This window comes from Bacteriovorax sp. HI3 (assembly GCF_059738875.1).
Genome location: NZ_AP026946.1, coordinates 2,375,360 through 2,391,135 on the forward strand (window position 1 = coordinate 2,375,360; position 15,776 = coordinate 2,391,135).

Below are 15,776 nucleotides of genomic sequence, written 5' to 3' on the forward strand. Positions count from 1 at the left end.
GGGTTATAAATGAAAAAGACAATGCTTACGGGAGCACTGACATTACTGGTTTCAATGAGTGCTTTTGCTCTAGATGTCCCATGGGAAACTTTAAAGACCCTGGACTTTGACACTAAAACAAAAAAGAACGTCATTAAACCAGAACTACAAAAAGTTCTGGGCAAAGAAGTGACGATCAAGGGCTTTATGATGCCGCTTGATTATGAAGCAAAAGAAATTGTGGAATTTCTCTTCATGCCATACGTGCCAGCATGCATGCACGTTCCACCTCCACCACCAAACCAACTGGTACTGGTGAAAATGAAAAAAGGATCAAAAGTTAAACCTTCGTTTTATCCAATCGAGCTCACGGGAAAGCTTGCGGTGGAAACAAACGCGGATCTGGAGTCATCTTTTAAAATGGAAGGACTCAAGATGAAAGAACTGAAAACTTATACACCACCGTCACCACAAGGAGCACACCCGTGACAAAACTAACTCTTGTACTTGCCCTTATTCTTTCTTCTCAAACATTTGCTCATGAACATGGCAAAGGTCTTGGGGCCCATGAACACGGTTCAATCAAACTAGAAATGGCCGTAGATGGAAAAACAATTGAACTAGACATTGATGGACCAGCTGAATCTTTTATCGGATTTGAGTACGCTCCAAAAACAGACAAAGAAAAGAAAACATTCGCTGACGCTCAAAATCTTTGGAAAAAAGATCTACTGACTAAACTAATCACGTTAGATGCAAAACTGGGCTGCTCTATTGGAGAAGCTTCATTTGAGCAGGAAATGGAAGATCACGACGAAAAACCCGCAAGCAAAAAAGAAGCTGGTATCCACAGTGACATCGAAGCTAAAGCTAAGATCACATGCGCTCAAGATCCAAAAGGTTCAACAGTGTCTGTGGCCATTAAAAAATATTTCACTCACATTAAGAAACTACAGATTGACTTAGTTGGTTCAGAAACTAAGACTATCAATGTAACAAAAGCTGTGGAGCAATTTAAACTATAGTGCTCTCCTTTCAAGAAGCGTCTTATGACAAAAGCCATTTCACTTAAACAATGTAAATTCTCTTATCCTAATCATAACAAGCTGGTCATCAACATTGACCAGCTTGATATTGAATCCGGTGAAAAAGTCTTTCTCTACGGGCCATCAGGCCACGGGAAAAGCACTCTTTTAAATTTAACGGCCGGAGTTCTCAAGGCTAACTCAGGCGAAGTCAGTGTCCTGGGTCAGGATTTAACCAAACTTTCTCAAAGTAAACGCGACCACCTTCGCGGGGAAAAAATTGGTTACATCTTTCAGATCTTCAACCTGATCCCCTACCTGACGGTTAAAGAAAATATTGTTCTTCCTTGCATGATCAATAAAACAAGAGCTGACCACGATTTCCACGCCCAGGCCGAAGAGTTGGTCGACTCGCTTGGACTGCGCGAACATATCAATAAAAAGGTCACCGACCTCTCAATTGGTCAACAGCAACGAGTGGCCGCGGCCCGCGCCCTGATCGGAAACCCTGAAATGATCATTGCCGATGAGCCAACCAGTGCTCTCGATGAAAAAAACACCCGCGAGTTTATGGAGCTTTTAATGAAGGTCTGGGAGAAGAAAAAATTCACCCTGATCTTTGTTTCCCATGACGAGCGCTTAAGATCGTATTTTGCAAGATCCATTTCACTTCCAGAGATCAATCACCATGATTAATTTTTTAACTTATAAGTCTATCAAAAACAGAAAGTTCACAAGTTTTCTGTGTGTTTTATCCATCGCTCTTTCTGTCACTCTTTTCTTAGGGATTGAGCGCATCAGAAACGGGGCCAGAGACGGCTTCACCAACACCATCTCTAAAACGGATTTGATTGTTGGGGCCAAGGGCGGCTCTCTTCAGCTTCTGCTTTACACTGTTTTTCATATCGGTGGAGCGGTCAACAACATCAAGATGACGACTTATAATGATATAAAATCCAACCCACAGGTTGAGTGGACGATCCCTATCTCATTAGGAGACGCTTACCGCGGCTTCCGCGTTGTCGCCACTGATGAAAATTTCTACAAACACTACCGCTTCCGCGGCGACCAGGAAGTTAAAATGCAGGAAGGAGTTCTTCCTGTTGATACTTTTGATGTAGTGCTTGGTTCTGAAGTCGCTAAAAAATTTAAGCACAAAGTTGGCGATCCGATTGTCATCTCTCACGGACTCTCAAGCGAAGCTGTTTTGGCCCACGACAACACTCCTTTTAAAATTGTAGGGATCATGGCGCCAACCCAAACGCCGATTGATACGGGCGTGTACATCACTCTTCAAGGAATGGAAGCGATTCACTTTGGCTGGGAAACAGGTGTACCAAGTGGCGAAGCGATCAATCCTGAACGCTTTAAAAAAGAAAATATCGAAATCACCCAGCTCACTTCTTTTATGGTGAAGCTAAAATCGCGTATCGCCGTTCTTCGTATGAGAAGAAATATCGATATGTACCCTAATGAGCCAGTCATGGCGATTATCCCTGCTCTTTCTCTTCAGGAAATGTGGGAGACGATCGGCTATGTTGAACAAATTCTCTTTCTAGTGAGTCTTTGTGTTCTTCTGGTAGGAGTCATGAGTATTCTTATCTCTCTTTATACTTCTATCAATGAAAGAAGACGCGAGATGGCCATTTTAAGGTCTCTTGGAGCAAGCTCGCGCCATGTCTTTTTCCTACTCCTGTACGAATCGAGCTTTTTGGTTCTGATGGGATGTATCGTTGGTGTGGCCTCAATGTACGGACTTCTTTATTTCGTACGTCCATGGCTTGAGTCTAACTTCTCAGTGTACCTACCAATTGAGCCGCTTTCAAAAACAGAGTGGTACTACCTGGCAGGCATCTTTGTCGTGGGGACTTTGGCAGGGCTTATCCCGGCGATAAAAGCTTACCTCAATTCATTGCAGGACGGGTTGACTATCAAGATCTAAGCTATAGAATTTAATCTATGCTTGATACTTTAAAAGACCTCTTTCGCTTTTTGGGACGCCATAAGAAATGGTGGCTGCTTCCCATTCTTCTATTCTTAATTCTCTTTGGAGCGCTGGTTATCTACGCTCAGGGAAGTGCGGTCGCGCCTTTTGTTTATTCATTCTTTTAAAAATTAGAAAGGATCAGTAAAAGGTGAAATCTCGTTTTTCATAACGAGGGTGCTCTTTACGCTCTTAAACCTGGTGAAGAGCCTGTCTCTTTTAATGATTCGAAAAATCAATCCCACTCCCGCAAAGACAGTGAAGTAGATCACGGTGAATATAATAGTGCTGTTGATCTTTCCCAGAACGTTTCCGATTTTAATCCAGATCTCACGGGGCTTCACCATCAGTTTAGGTGTGGCCATTCCAAAAACAAAAACCAGTCCCGCGACCAAAAGAAGCGGCACATGAATGTCTTTTCCTCTAAGAGTGGGAATAACCCAACCTAAAACGCTAAAACCAATCGCTACAATCAATGAAAAGACTCTTAGCTCATGAGCTGTTGGCGCATTATTAGTCTTCTGCATAAGCGCTCTCCCACTTAGCTTTCATCACCACTTCAGGTTGTTTTTCTTTGGCAATGATGAAATTTTCCAACACAAGTGTGTCCATATCTGTAGTCATGAAGCATTTTAAAGCTTCAAAAGGCGTGCACACGATCGGCTCACCTCTTACATTAAAAGAAGTATTGATAAGAACTGCGCATCCGGTTTCTTTTTTAAAGGCAGAAATTAAAGCGTGAACTCGCGGGTGAATATTTTTATCAATCACCTGAAGTCTCGCCGATCCATCAACATGAGTCGTGGCCGGAAGCTCCCTGGATTTTGTAGGTGCCGTAAAAAGCATATAAGGGCTCTCATCCGAGGCCTTCCAGTCAAAATACTCTTCGACATTTTCTTTTAGAACAATCGGAGCAAAAGGGCGAAAGGACTCGCGCTTTTTAATTTTTAAGTTCATCACCGACTGCATCTTCGTATCGCGGGCATCACCGATAATAGAACGACACCCTAAAGCGCGCGGTCCAAACTCCATTCTTCCCTGAAAAAAACCTACGACTTTTTCTTTCACTAAATGATCTTTTACCAGCACTTCATCCAAAGATGAGCTGTCTGGGAATTCATGGAAAGAAAAATGATATTTTATTAAAAGCTTTTTAATCTCTTCAGTAGAAAAGCTAGGCCCAAGCATTGACCCCTTTTGAAAGTTTGCCGAAATCACCCGCTCTTTTTTTAAGTGCAAGTGATAGAAGGCCAGTGCGCATCCAAGAGCTCCTCCAGAATCTCCTGAAGCAGGCTGAACCCAAACCTTATCAAAAAGTCCTGATTTCACCAGGACTCCGTTGGCCACACAATTAAGGGCCACGCCTCCGGCCATGACGAGATTTTTTTGGCCTGAAAGATTTTTTACTGCACGGGCCAGATGAAGAACAACTTCTTCTGTCACGGCTTGAACAGAAGCGGCCATGTCCTTATGAAACTCTTCGAGCTTATCTTCTGATTTTCTCTGAGCGTGGTTAAAGAGCTTACAAAAATCCTCTGTAAACATTCCACTTTCGCTAGTGAAGCTAAAATATTTTAAATTGAGCTGGAAACTTCCATCGGGGAAAAGTGCGATCAGCTCTTTAAGAATTAAATCTTTGTAGATGGGTTTTCCATACGGAGCAAGGCCCATCATTTTGTATTCACCGGAATTCACTTTAAAACCTAAATAGCCGGTGAAAGTCGAATAAAATAATCCCAGAGAATGAGGAAACTGGATTTCAAAAAGAGGCTTAATCTCATTTTTTGATCCAACCCAAGCACTCGAGCTCGCCCACTCACCAACACCGTCGACACATAAAATGGCCGCGTCTTCGTAAGGTGATGGGAAAAAAGCAGAGGCCGCATGAGAGAGATGGTGCTCGCTAAAATAGACCGGCGGATGCTTTTTTTCAGCTGAGATATTTTTTAATCCATCTTTAAGCATTTTCTTAAAATAGATTTTCTCTTTAAGCCAGATAGGAATGGCGTGAAGAAATGATTTTAGTCCTTTCGGAGCGCTGGCAAAATACGTTTCTAATAAACGGTCAAATTTCAAAATGGGTTTATCGTAGAAGACGATGGAGTCAATATCGCCCAGTCCAATTCCCGCCGTGCTCAGGCAAAAGAGGATTGACTGCTCAGGAAAGGCGCTATCGTGTTTTTTTCTAGTGAAGCGCTCTTCTTCAACGGCAGCAAGGATCTCGCCGTCTTTGAGTAAGACGGCGGCACTGTCGTGGTAGAAACATGAGATGCCAAGAATATACAATTAGAAATCCTTCTTCTTAACAAAATAATTGGCCAGGTAAACATAAGCTCCACTGATAATAATCAAGTGAGCGATCTGCTCCCACAGGTTAACAGAAACGGCCTCTCTAAAAAGAATATTGTTTGATGTATCCGCTAGAAATGAGATACGTGGGAAAAGGCCATAAACCAATAACCCGATTCCTTTAAAAGCACTCATGTTGGCAAAAAATTCATTGTATGGAAGCTTAGCAAACGTTGCATAAGCGACGGCCGAAGCAATACAACTGATAAAAGTCGCAAACAGCGCTCCAATTTTATTCATCAATAGAGAAAAGAAAATAGAAATGAAAATAACCTGTAGTAAGTAAAGTGAAAGGATACAAAATCCACCCAAATGTCCCGCGGTGAAAACGATTTTCTTAAAAGCAAAAGAAAAAAGAATGGCCGAAAGGATATATGAGTAAGCGTAGTAACCTAACACTAATAACCACGTTCCAAGCACGCGGACAAAAAAGTACTCTGCTCTGCTGATAGGAAACGACAGGTATTGGTAGATGATATTGTTTTGGAAGTCAGAGCGAAAAACACTCACTCCAAAAATCGCCGCAACTAAAAAACTCACACTGTTGAGGATGCGGAAATTCACCGAAAGAACATCTACACCTGCGAGACTAAAACTAGCATCCCCACCCATCTGGGAGTTGACCAGGTTCATGACCATATGACCTAGAATAAGGGCCGCAGTTGTCGCCACAAAAATAAAGATCAACGTCTTACTTCTTAGCTCTTTTAAAATCGTATCTAAGATTAGTGCTTTGTATTGTGGTTTCATTAAGCTCTTTCTCCGTTAACAATCTTATAGAAGAAATCATCCAGTGATTTTTCTTTTTCCAGAACTGATGGGACAGATCCGGCAAATAAGACTTGCCCTTTATTTAAAATAGCAATCTCATCACAAAGCTGCTCCATCTCTAGAAGAATGTGAGAGTTGATAAAGAGAGTTTTCCCCTGCCCTTTTAATTTTCTGATGATCTCTTTTAAGTCTCTAATCCCGATTGGGTCAAGACCAGAGAAAGGTTCATCGAGAATGATGAGGTCGTTATTGCCAATCAAGATACTGGCCAGCCCCACTCTCTGCACTTGCCCTTTAGACATTTTTGAGAGTTTTCTTTCTGCCAGCTCTGAAATTTGAAGTTCGGCCAAGGCTGCATTCACTTGAGAAGTAAGCTCTGCTCCTTCAATCCCTTTCATCTTTCCAAAAAACTCCAAGACTCCACGAGCAGTGTAAAATGGGAAGAAATTAAATTTTTCCGGAATAAAAGCAATGCCCATTCTGGAATTTTTATCACTCACAGAAAGACCATTGATTTCAATTGATCCCGAGTCGCTATGCAGTAGATTAAGCATCAGCTTTACCAGGGTGGTTTTACCAGCACCGTTAGGGCCTAGAAGCGAAAAGATTTTTCCTTTCTGGACGTTAAGAGTTACATTTTGAAGTGAGAAATCCAGTCCATAGGACTTGGAAATATCTTTGATCTGAATAATATCCATATTAAACCTCAGTCTCGATAAAAATTCCTAGCTTCTATGGTATTCTTCCCCTAGGATTTTTAAAAGAAAATTCATTATTTTTAGGGAGAAAAATATGGCGAAGTCTATTTACGATTTTGAGGTTATTGATATCAACGGAAAGTCTCAGTCTCTTAAACAATACGAGGGAAAAACTCTACTTATTGTCAACGTGGCTTCAAAGTGTGGCTTCACACCTCAGTACACTGAGCTAGAACAAATTTACAAAGAATACAAAGACCAGGGTCTCGAAATTCTTGCTTTCCCATGCAACCAGTTTGGAGCACAAGAGCCAGGAGATGCAGAAGAAATTAAAAAATTCTGTTCTCTCACATATGATGTAAGTTTCCCCCTCTTCGCGAAAGTAGACGTCAACGGCAAGAGTGCAGCTCCGGTTTATTCTTATCTAAAAGAATCTCTTCCTGGGATTCTTGGCACCCAGGCCATCAAATGGAATTTTACAAAATTCCTGGTTAACAAAGAAGGGCAACCGGTAGAAAGATACGCTCCGAATGACAAACCAGGTGAAATTTTAAAAGATATTAAAAAGATTCTCTAGTAAACGATATTTGAAAGATACTCATCAACAGCGTCGATGGTTTTAAAAACATAAAGGCGCTTTGATGAGATCTTTTCCATCTCAAGCTCAGATTTTCCTGCCACAATTAACTCAATAGCAGGATTTAATTTCATCAGAAGTTTTTCAACATAATTTTGAAAATGCCCCTTTCCTAATTGCGCCAGCACATTAGTTGGCCCAAGAAGGACCGTACTTACTTCAAGCGCCTTTGCCACTTCACCAAGAGCTTCATAACCAATATCTGCTCCCAGGTATGTGTAAGGGAGTCCATAATGACTGCACAACAATCCCATGATTCCCAACTCGATGTCCTGCAGGTCTCCTTCCATTCCACTAATCAGAATATGCACCTTGCTTTTTTCTTTGGCCGGTGAGTGAAATAAATGATGCCCTAAATGAAATCTTAAAAGCGAGCGCAGGGCTTCAGCCTGAATCGACGTGTACTCTCCTGAAGAAACACACTCCTGCTTTAAACGGTAAAGAGGCAGTAATATATCCAGAGCAAAATCACGGGGTGAAAGTGTTTGCTTTAGCTTCGTGAGCTCCAGTGAAATAATGTCTAGCTTATAACTTTTTAAAGCAAAAGTTAAAATGGCCATTGACTGTGAAGAGTCAACAGATGGCTTCGCTTCGTTAACTAAATTGAAATCCCCCTGCTCCAGACTTGCCTCAGACCTACCTAGGTCAATAAGCAATTCCTTGAGTTCTGGAATGGATAAGGGGGCCACTTTTGAAATGGTATAGCCAAGCAAGCACAATTCACTTAAAAGTTGCAGCTTTTCAACATCTGTCTTTGAATAGGTCCTGTGCCCCGAGGCATCACGGATGGGCACTAGCGCCTTATAGCGCTTTTCCCAGGCCCTGATTGTATGGACACCAACCCCCGAGAGCTTAGACGCCATTTGAATAGTGTAAGTAGTACTGACCAATTTAATTCCTTCGCGTCTAGAAAATGTCGAACTCAATTATAACATCGTCCTTCTAGTAAAAATATAACATAAAACTATAATGATCTAAGAAACTGCACAAGAATTGTTTAAAGAACAACAAAAAGAACTTTCGAAGAGGAGATAAAGATGAAAATACTAATCACCGGTGCCACAGGCTTTGTCGGGACGAGACTAAGCGAGAAGCTCCTCAATGAAGGGCACGAGCTGCATATCCTCTCTCGAAATACCTCCCACCTACCCCCGGTTTTTAATCACCCAAATGTGAAGGCCTTCTCATGGCAAGACACTTCAACTCCTCCCCCTGTAGAGAGCATCTCCGGAATAAATGGAGTGATCAACCTAATGGGTGAAAACATCGCGGCAAAACGCTGGAGTGATGAGCAAAAAAAGAAACTCCACTCATCACGAGTCGAGTCAACAATCCAGTTAACAAGCGTCATTAACCATAATCGTAGCACCCCATTGGACTTTTTTATTTCGTCCTCTGCTGTAGGAATTTACCCCGTTAACACTAACGAAACTCTTACAGAGGACTCAAAGCTGGCCAACAACTTCCTGGCCACCCTTTGCAAAGACTGGGAAGCCGCCGCTCATACGTTAAAAAATTGCAAGCGCACAGTTATTGTCCGCACGGCCGTCGTCCTTGAAGCTCACGGAGGTGCCCTGGCAAAAATGCTTCCTCCTTTTAAACTAGGTCTAGGTGGCCCTATCGGAATGGGCGATCACGTCATGAGTTGGATTCATCTTGATGACCTCGTCGATCTTTATGCAAAGGCCGTCACGGACGATCGTTATAGTGGGATCTATAATGGCTCTACTTCTCAGCCGATCGATAATTTTCATTTCACGAAGGCCCTGGGCGATGCTCTTCATAAACCGACACTAATACCAGTTCCGGCCACCGCACTTAAGATTGCTTTTGGCGAGATGTCTTCTGTTATTTTGGATTCACAGGCCGTGGTTTCAAAAAGGCTTCCAGAGGCAGGCTTTACTTTCCAATACCCGACAATTGAAGCGGCCTTTGCCAAAATGTTTGAACACAAGAAGAAATAGAAAATGAAAAAGTCCCTGGTTTGGTTAAGACGCGATTTAAGACTTCATGATCACTATGCTCTTTCAGAGTCACTGAAGAATTCTGATGAGACTTATGTTGCTTTTATTTTTGACAGCAATATTCTGGAAAAACTCCACAATAAAAATGACTCCAGAGTCACTTTTATTATGGACTCGCTCAAAGAGATTGAATCCGTTTTAAACAAACACGGCTCAAGCCTCATTGTCCGTTACGGAAATCCGGCAGAGGAAATTCCCAAGATTATCGAAGATTTTAAAATTGAGGCCCTGTTTTTCAACCGCGACTATGAGCCTTATGCTAAAGAGCGGGATCAAAAAGTAGAAAGAGACTTATTCAAAAAAGGCATCCACGTTTTTAATTATAAAGATCACGTCTTTTTCGAGAAAAAAGAAGTGCTCAATGGCCAGCAGGAAATTTATAAAGTTTTTACTCCTTATAAAAATAAATGGCTGGAGATTTTTCACGCTCAAGAATCCCGCGTCCCGGAATATAAATGCGACTTAAAAAAACTGGCCCCTTATAAAAACTCAAAGAATATTTTGGAGCATAACTGGTACTACGATATTTGTTTTGTGGAAACTGAATCCGCTTTAAAAGGTGGAGCATTGGAAGCACAAAAACGTCTTAAAGATTTTAAAAACCGTATTGAAGATTACAAAACAGCAAGGGATGTTCCCTCAATTGATGGAACATCTCTTTTGTCACCCTACATTCGCATGGGAAATCTTTCTATCCGCGATATGATCCGAGCCTCTCTTGAAAAAAAATCCGAAGGCCATCAAACCTGGCTTTCAGAAATTATCTGGCGCGATTTCTATCAGATGATCCTCGATGCTTACCCTGGTGTAGACACCCACTGCTTCAAAACGGAGTACGACCAAATCAAGTGGCTGGGGAAAAAAGAAGACTTTGAAAAATGGTGTAATGGAGAAACTGGTTATCCCCTAGTCGATGCGGCCATGAGGTGTTTAAACACCACAGGGATGATGCATAATCGACTGCGCATGGTTGTGGCCTCATTTTTAACTAAAACTCTTTTAATCGACTGGCGATTGGGTGAGAGATACTTTGCTGAAAAGCTTCTCGATTACGACATGGCGGCCAACAATGGGGGCTGGCAATGGAGTGCTTCAACAGGTGTCGATGCCCAGCCTTATTTCAGGATCTTTAATCCCTATAATCAATCTGAAAAATTTGATCCTAATGGGGACTATATCAGAATGTGGTGCCCTGAACTTGCCGGCTTTTCCAATAAGACGATTCATCACCCGCACGACTCTGCTCCACTTGAGCAGGCAGCTGCAGGCTGTTTTGTAGGGAAAGACTACCCACACCCGATCGTAGCCTACAAAGAGCAACGAGACCGGGCGCTAGCAATGTATAAAGCAGTTAAATAATTTTAAGAAGCTTCGGTGACGGTCGCTGAGCCATTAGAGACTGGTACACCAAATTTCTCACCATCTTTGATAATGGTTTTAGGCAGAACCGCTGTGTTAGGAGCAACTACTGCTTTTTCTCCGATGGTTACACCACCAAGGATTTTTGCAGAAAGGCCAATCATCGCTCCACGCTTGATATGGAGTTTATCGATAATAAGAAATCCTTTCATCCCATAATGGGCCATCATGTAGGCAGAACCACCAATCGTGACATAATCACCCAGTCTAATTAAACATGGGTCTGAGATGTTTGAAGAGTTGATCATAACTCCCTTTCCAATTTTCATTCCCATCATTTTGAAAAAGAGAATGTTTAACGGAGAAGGTGTCAGGAAATCTAAAACCGTGTAACGGACCAGGTAAGTCAAAGCATTGTGATAAAACCATGGGATTGATTCAATTGAAAACCAGGCCCCTCTGTATGACTTAACAAAAGGAAGGCATGGAGCATTCATCAAAGGAACAATGAAGATCAGAGTAAAAATAAAACCGATAAAAGCCCCTCCACCACACAATCCATAACAGAATGCTTTTAGGACAAAAGGGTAATTCACAACGACGTCTGAAGCCCACTGGAAAAGCATTATTCCCGGAGTCAGGGCCACAGCAATACAGAAAATGAAAACGGCAGCGATAGGAAGTAAAAACAAGACAAATCCAAGAGTCGAAAAGCGTCTAAACACATTTTCAATAACGGCCTGAAGCCCTTTTTTTGTCGAAGTAGCCGAGTTGATGTCCGCTTTGTCTTCGCGCACAGCTGATTTATTGTTTTCCACTGAAGAATCCTTTCTTTTAATATAATTTCATTGTCTATAGTAAAAGATTGTTTGTAAACTACTGTGCTATGTCACTAAGAAAAAATATCGCCACAGCTAAAGAAATTTTGATTTTTTCCCTGCCAATTATCGCAGGCCAGATCGGACAAATGTTATTTGGTGTGGGTGATATCATGGTGGCCGGCCGCTACTCCAGCCTGGCGGTGGCCTCTATAGGTGTGGCCGCGACGATTTTCTCTCCTTTTTTAATGATTGGAGTAGGTATTCTTCTTTGTACAGGACCTCTGGCCTCTCAGCTTAAAGGTGAAGGAAAAAAAGACCCGACTCTCCTTTTCAATGCTTATTATGTGAGTTTTTTTCTCTCACTCATTCTGAGCACGATTCTTTTTTTTGCTGATCTTTATATCGGTTACTTTAAACTGACTCCGGAAATTGTTCCTCATGTAATCACCTTTTTGCAAATCACGTCGATCTCACTTTTTCCTGCCTTTGTTTTTCAGGCAACAAAAGATTATCTGCAGGCCCAGGGACACACCTATGCGCCTAATGCGATTATTCTTTTCTACAATGTCGTTAACGTCTTTTTAAATATTTTCTTCATGTTTGGTTATGGCAGCTTTGGAGGCTTTGGCATCAAAGGAGCGGCCATCGCGACTCTTCTTTGCCGTTTCCTTATGGCCATCACCGTTTTTATTTACATGAAATCCGTGACTGAATTTAAAGCTCAACAGAACATGGAATCTATCAGAAAAATTTTAAAGCTCGGAACTCCGATTGCTTTTGCTCTTTTATGTGAAGTCTTGATTTTTTCTGTTGTCACTGTTTTAGTTGGTGGAATGAGCCTGGTGGCCGGGGCCGCTCAAAGCTTAGTCATCAATATAACCTCTCTGACCTTTATGGTTCCGCTGGCACTTGGTGGGGCCATTTCAGTTTTAGTCGGTGAGCAATTTGGAAAAAAATCACTCGAAGGAATTATCCGCTACAGCCTGGGCTCTATTACCCTTGTCTTGGTTCTTCAGGTTATCTTCGCTACGATCTATCTCTTAATTCCTAACCAGGTCATGGGTCTGGCCACTATAGATGAACCGGTTATTTTATACGGAAGCGCACTCTTATTCTGGGTAGGTATTTTTCAGATCCCGGATGGTGTGCAGGTAGTTTTATCGGGTGTCATGCGAGGGCTTAACGAAACCAAAATACCAATGATCTTAGGCCTTATTTCTTACTGGGTGATCGGTCTTCCAATTGGAGCTTACCTCGCCTACAAAAATGGCATGGAGGCACGCGGCCTTTGGATCGGTCTTGCGATCGGTCTGACATGTATGTGTGTTTTCCTGATTGCTTTCTACCGCAACAGAATTAGAAAGCTACGTCTGACAATTCAAAATTAATAGCTTTCTTCGAAAGTGGATCAGTGAATTTTAGCTGGTAGGCCATCAAACGGATACCTTCACTGTTTTTATTTCCTGTTCCGTATTTTGGGTCGCCTAAAACTGGATAACCCAGCTCTTCAAAGTGACGTCTGATCTGGTGGAGTCTTCCCGTATGAATTTGCACTAGTAAAATGGTCGTGTGCTCTTTTTGCTCCAGGATAGTAAATGTGGTGTAAGCGCTTTTCCCATCAATCTGGAATTTAATTTCGCCGCCTGATGGGTATCTTTTCTGGATATTTCCTACGACTTCAACTTTATAAAATTTTTCGACATCGCTGTTTTGCCACAATTTTGAAAGTGAGCCGGCCGCATGATGAGTGTAGGCAAAAACCATAAGCCCGTGTGCTTCACGATCCAGTCTGTGAATTAGGTAAGCTTTCCCTTTGGCCTTCTCAACTTGCCTTAAAATACTGCAATGATCACCGAAATCTGTTCCCTGAGATAAAAGACCCGGGGGTTTGTACCAAATCCCCCATTCTTTCTGTGCTAAAACTTCGCGCGACTCTGGAACCTCTAAAGAAAGGTAACGAGGATCAAAAAAGAATTCTACATGGGATTCATTAGTGAGTTCAGCTGTTGCTCTTCTGGTTCTTAATCTCTTTGAGTTGTTGAGTTTTCTTAACCAGACTCCGCCGTTATTGAGAACTTTCTTTAAAACACTCTTTGAAAGTTTGGTGTGTTTTTCCAGGAAGTCGATCATGACAAGAGGGTCTCCCTCTTTCACACTTTTTTTAACGGTAAATGGTCTGCTGGTTTGTTCTGTCACTGTCGTCCTAAAAATAAAAAGGCCCATATCTAATATGGGCCCTTTTTAGCGTATTTTTATAGAAATGACTAGTTGTTCGTTAGAGCACGGTAAGCATCTACACGCCCCCCAGAGAGAGAAGAAGACTTTAGTTTAGCCGTCTGAGTAGACGTTCTAATCAGTCTTTCTCTGATTTCAGCAGGTGTAAGTCCCGGTTCTTTTGAAAGAAGAAGCCCTACAACCCCAGAAACGTGTGGAGTGGCCATCGAAGTTCCTGAAAGGTTAGCGTATGAACCTTTGTAAGTTGAAAGGATCGTCGAGCCTGGAGCTGTTACGTGAACAGTCTTTACCCCGTAGTTAGAGAAGCTTGATCTTGCCCCAGCAGATGTATATGACCCTACTGAAATAACGTTTGAAACGTCGTAGTTTGCCGGATAGCTTGGAGTTGAATCGTTGTTGTTTGACTCATTTCCTGCTGCCGCAACAAAGGTAATCCCTGCTTGCTCAGCAGCTGTAATGGCATCAAGAAGTGATTGTTCTTTATCTCCACCACCCCATGAATTCGACATAACATTTACGCCTCTTTTAATAGCGTAGTCGATCGCTGAGATTGCATCGATAGTTTCTCCAGAACCTTTATCTGAAAGAAATTTAATCGCTACGATTTTTACGTTGGCCATCACCCCTGCAACACCAATGTTGTTGTGGCTAGCACCGATAACACCTGCACAGTGAGTCCCGTGTCCGTGTCCATCAGCTGGGTCTCCGTCTTTGTTGGCGAAATCGTATCCGTAGATATCATCTACATATCCGTTGCCGTCATCATCGACACCTGGCTTTCCGTTAAGCTCAGCAAGGTTCACGTCCATTTGAGCTTTTAAATCAGGGTGAGTGTACTCAACACCTGTATCGATAACTGCGATCTTGATTGTCTTGTCACCTGTTGCACCTTTAGTGATGTCCCATGCTTTCATTGCATTGATATCTTCACCAGCAACTCCCGGAGAGAAGATCCCGCCGTTTTTACCGTTGTTAGCTAGACCCCATTGCTTAGAAAAAGAAGCATCTTTAGGCGCTTCCCCTTTTACGCTCTCAAGAGAGATAATGTAGTTGGGTTCGATGTATTCAATGTCCGGATTGTTAGCAAGGGCCTGCATCGCTTTATCTGAAAGACCTTTGTTCGTTTCCAGACGAGCGAATGTTCCAAATCCTGTATCAGCAGTCTTTGTCACTTGTCCGTAAGTTGAGATCGCTTTGCTTGATAAAAAGTTTGAGCCTTTTTTAACTTTTACGATGTAACCGTTAAATGGTGTAGCGTGAGCAGATAGAGAGAAAACGAGCGAGAATAATGAAACAACTAAAAGTTTCGAATTCATATATCATCCTTGATTTATGTTTGTATTTCATGGTCGCAATGATTGAAACTGATTAGCAATAGATCACTTGTGAATGAAAGTTTTTGTTAGCAGGTGTAAATAAATTGACGGAGTCTTTTTCCGATAAAAAGACTCCGGTGTTTGAATAATTTTTATTGTTTAAAGCGCACAGAACTTTGTCACAGTCATCTTTTTTGAAGCTGGTGTGCGTTTGAAGTTCACTGTCACTTTAGGATTAGTGGTAAATGAAAGGAACTCTACCTTTGAGACATCCCAGTCCGTGGCCTTCTTTGCTGCTTGAGCATAAGTAAAACCACCTGAAATAAAGTTATCCTCCTCGAGAAATACGACCTCTGTTCCTGCTTTAGGAGCAGTGATTTGCAACTTCAGCCCATCAGGATTGAAAACGAAATCAGTCTTCTCTCCACCAATAGTCTCACTGAAACGGCATTCGTATTCTTTGGAAGCGACTACGCGCTCTTTATGAGGAGTCGTCGTTGCACATCCACCTAAAAGTACCAGGACCACTAAATTTGAAGCTATAAAATATTTTTTCACCTAAAACTCCTTAAAAGGAC

General features: G+C 42.1%; 18 protein-coding genes. 9 read left to right on the forward strand and 9 right to left on the reverse strand.

The window, feature by feature from the left end; genetic code table 11:
* Positions 1 to 9 precede the first annotated feature (9 nt).
* The 5 genes from AC6JA8_RS11640 to AC6JA8_RS11660 are packed head-to-tail and all read left to right on the forward strand — an operon-like array spanning position 10 to position 3,116.
* Positions 10 to 468: a DUF3299 domain-containing protein gene (locus AC6JA8_RS11640; protein WP_102243988.1), complete on the forward strand. Its 459-nt coding sequence runs from the start codon at positions 10 to 12 to the stop codon at positions 466 to 468.
* On the forward strand, positions 465 to 1,004 hold the full coding sequence (locus AC6JA8_RS11645) for a ZrgA family zinc uptake protein (RefSeq protein WP_497973937.1): 540 nt from the start codon (positions 465 to 467) through the stop codon (positions 1,002 to 1,004). Before AC6JA8_RS11640 ends, AC6JA8_RS11645 begins: the two co-directional genes overlap by 4 nt.
* 24 nt (positions 1,005 to 1,028) lie before the next feature.
* Positions 1,029 to 1,700, forward strand: coding sequence for an ABC transporter ATP-binding protein (locus AC6JA8_RS11650; protein ID WP_497973938.1), 672 nt, complete (start codon positions 1,029 to 1,031; stop codon positions 1,698 to 1,700).
* Positions 1,657 to 2,946: an ABC transporter permease gene (locus AC6JA8_RS11655; RefSeq protein ID WP_497973939.1), complete on the forward strand. Its 1,290-nt coding sequence runs from the start codon at positions 1,657 to 1,659 to the stop codon at positions 2,944 to 2,946. Before AC6JA8_RS11650 ends, AC6JA8_RS11655 begins: the two co-directional genes overlap by 44 nt.
* A 17-nt stretch (positions 2,947 to 2,963) precedes the next feature.
* The gene (locus AC6JA8_RS11660; RefSeq protein WP_491636277.1) at positions 2,964 to 3,116 is read left to right on the forward strand and encodes a DUF5989 family protein; all 153 of its coding nucleotides are present in this window, start codon (positions 2,964 to 2,966) and stop codon (positions 3,114 to 3,116) included.
* Positions 3,117 to 3,119: 3 nt separating this feature from the next.
* Here AC6JA8_RS11660 and AC6JA8_RS11665 read toward each other — a convergent pair whose 3' ends face one another.
* The 4 genes from AC6JA8_RS11665 to AC6JA8_RS11680 are packed head-to-tail and all read right to left on the reverse strand — an operon-like array spanning position 3,120 to position 6,806.
* Positions 3,120 to 3,515, reverse strand: coding sequence for an SxtJ family membrane protein (locus AC6JA8_RS11665; RefSeq protein ID WP_102243992.1), 396 nt, complete (start codon positions 3,513 to 3,515; stop codon positions 3,120 to 3,122).
* Positions 3,502 to 5,274, reverse strand: a complete 1,773-nt coding sequence (locus AC6JA8_RS11670; protein WP_497973940.1) for a carbamoyltransferase family protein — start codon at positions 5,272 to 5,274, stop codon at positions 3,502 to 3,504. The genes AC6JA8_RS11665 and AC6JA8_RS11670 overlap by 14 nt, the downstream gene beginning before the upstream one ends.
* Entirely contained in the window at positions 5,275 to 6,087 is an 813-nt protein-coding gene (locus tag AC6JA8_RS11675; RefSeq protein WP_497973941.1) for a hypothetical protein, read from the reverse strand. It abuts the gene before it with no gap.
* Entirely contained in the window at positions 6,087 to 6,806 is a 720-nt protein-coding gene (locus AC6JA8_RS11680; RefSeq protein WP_497973942.1) for an ABC transporter ATP-binding protein, read from the reverse strand. The genes AC6JA8_RS11675 and AC6JA8_RS11680 overlap by 1 nt, the downstream gene beginning before the upstream one ends.
* 94 nt (positions 6,807 to 6,900) lie before the next feature.
* Between AC6JA8_RS11680 and AC6JA8_RS11685 the strand changes: the two genes are divergently transcribed.
* Positions 6,901 to 7,383 carry a glutathione peroxidase gene (locus tag AC6JA8_RS11685; protein WP_497973943.1) on the forward strand — a complete coding sequence of 161 codons (483 nt, stop codon included), beginning with the start codon at positions 6,901 to 6,903 and terminating at the stop codon, positions 7,381 to 7,383.
* Here the strand turns inward: AC6JA8_RS11685 and AC6JA8_RS11690 are convergent.
* The gene (locus AC6JA8_RS11690; RefSeq protein ID WP_497973944.1) at positions 7,380 to 8,306 is read right to left on the reverse strand and encodes a MerR family transcriptional regulator; all 927 of its coding nucleotides are present in this window, start codon (positions 8,304 to 8,306) and stop codon (positions 7,380 to 7,382) included. The two genes, AC6JA8_RS11685 and AC6JA8_RS11690, sit on opposite strands and share 4 nt — an antisense overlap.
* A gap of 174 nt (positions 8,307 to 8,480) precedes the next feature.
* On the opposite strand from AC6JA8_RS11690, the gene AC6JA8_RS11695 reads away from it, so the two are divergent.
* Entirely contained in the window at positions 8,481 to 9,407 is a 927-nt protein-coding gene (locus AC6JA8_RS11695; protein ID WP_497973945.1) for a TIGR01777 family oxidoreductase, read from the forward strand.
* A gap of 3 nt (positions 9,408 to 9,410) precedes the next feature.
* Positions 9,411 to 10,826 carry a cryptochrome/photolyase family protein gene (locus AC6JA8_RS11700; protein WP_497973946.1) on the forward strand — a complete coding sequence of 472 codons (1,416 nt, stop codon included), beginning with the start codon at positions 9,411 to 9,413 and terminating at the stop codon, positions 10,824 to 10,826.
* A gap of 2 nt (positions 10,827 to 10,828) precedes the next feature.
* On the opposite strand, the gene AC6JA8_RS11705 is transcribed toward AC6JA8_RS11700, so the two are convergent.
* Entirely contained in the window at positions 10,829 to 11,644 is an 816-nt protein-coding gene (locus AC6JA8_RS11705; protein ID WP_497973947.1) for an acyltransferase, read from the reverse strand.
* Positions 11,645 to 11,712: 68 nt separating this feature from the next.
* On the opposite strand from AC6JA8_RS11705, the gene AC6JA8_RS11710 reads away from it, so the two are divergent.
* Positions 11,713 to 13,035 (forward strand): MATE family efflux transporter, encoded by a 1,323-nt coding sequence (locus AC6JA8_RS11710; RefSeq protein WP_497973948.1) that lies wholly within the window; start codon positions 11,713 to 11,715, stop codon positions 13,033 to 13,035.
* Here the strand turns inward: AC6JA8_RS11710 and AC6JA8_RS11715 are convergent.
* From AC6JA8_RS11715 to AC6JA8_RS11725, 3 genes are all read right to left on the reverse strand, one after another.
* Entirely contained in the window at positions 13,004 to 13,843 is an 840-nt protein-coding gene (locus AC6JA8_RS11715; RefSeq protein WP_497973949.1) for an RluA family pseudouridine synthase, read from the reverse strand. The genes AC6JA8_RS11710 and AC6JA8_RS11715 overlap by 32 nt on opposite strands.
* A gap of 68 nt (positions 13,844 to 13,911) precedes the next feature.
* On the reverse strand, positions 13,912 to 15,198 hold the full coding sequence (locus AC6JA8_RS11720; protein WP_497973950.1) for a S8 family peptidase: 1,287 nt from the start codon (positions 15,196 to 15,198) through the stop codon (positions 13,912 to 13,914).
* A gap of 159 nt (positions 15,199 to 15,357) precedes the next feature.
* Positions 15,358 to 15,756 carry a hypothetical protein gene (locus AC6JA8_RS11725; RefSeq protein ID WP_497973951.1) on the reverse strand — a complete coding sequence of 133 codons (399 nt, stop codon included), beginning with the start codon at positions 15,754 to 15,756 and terminating at the stop codon, positions 15,358 to 15,360.
* Positions 15,757 to 15,776: the final 20 nt, after the last annotated feature.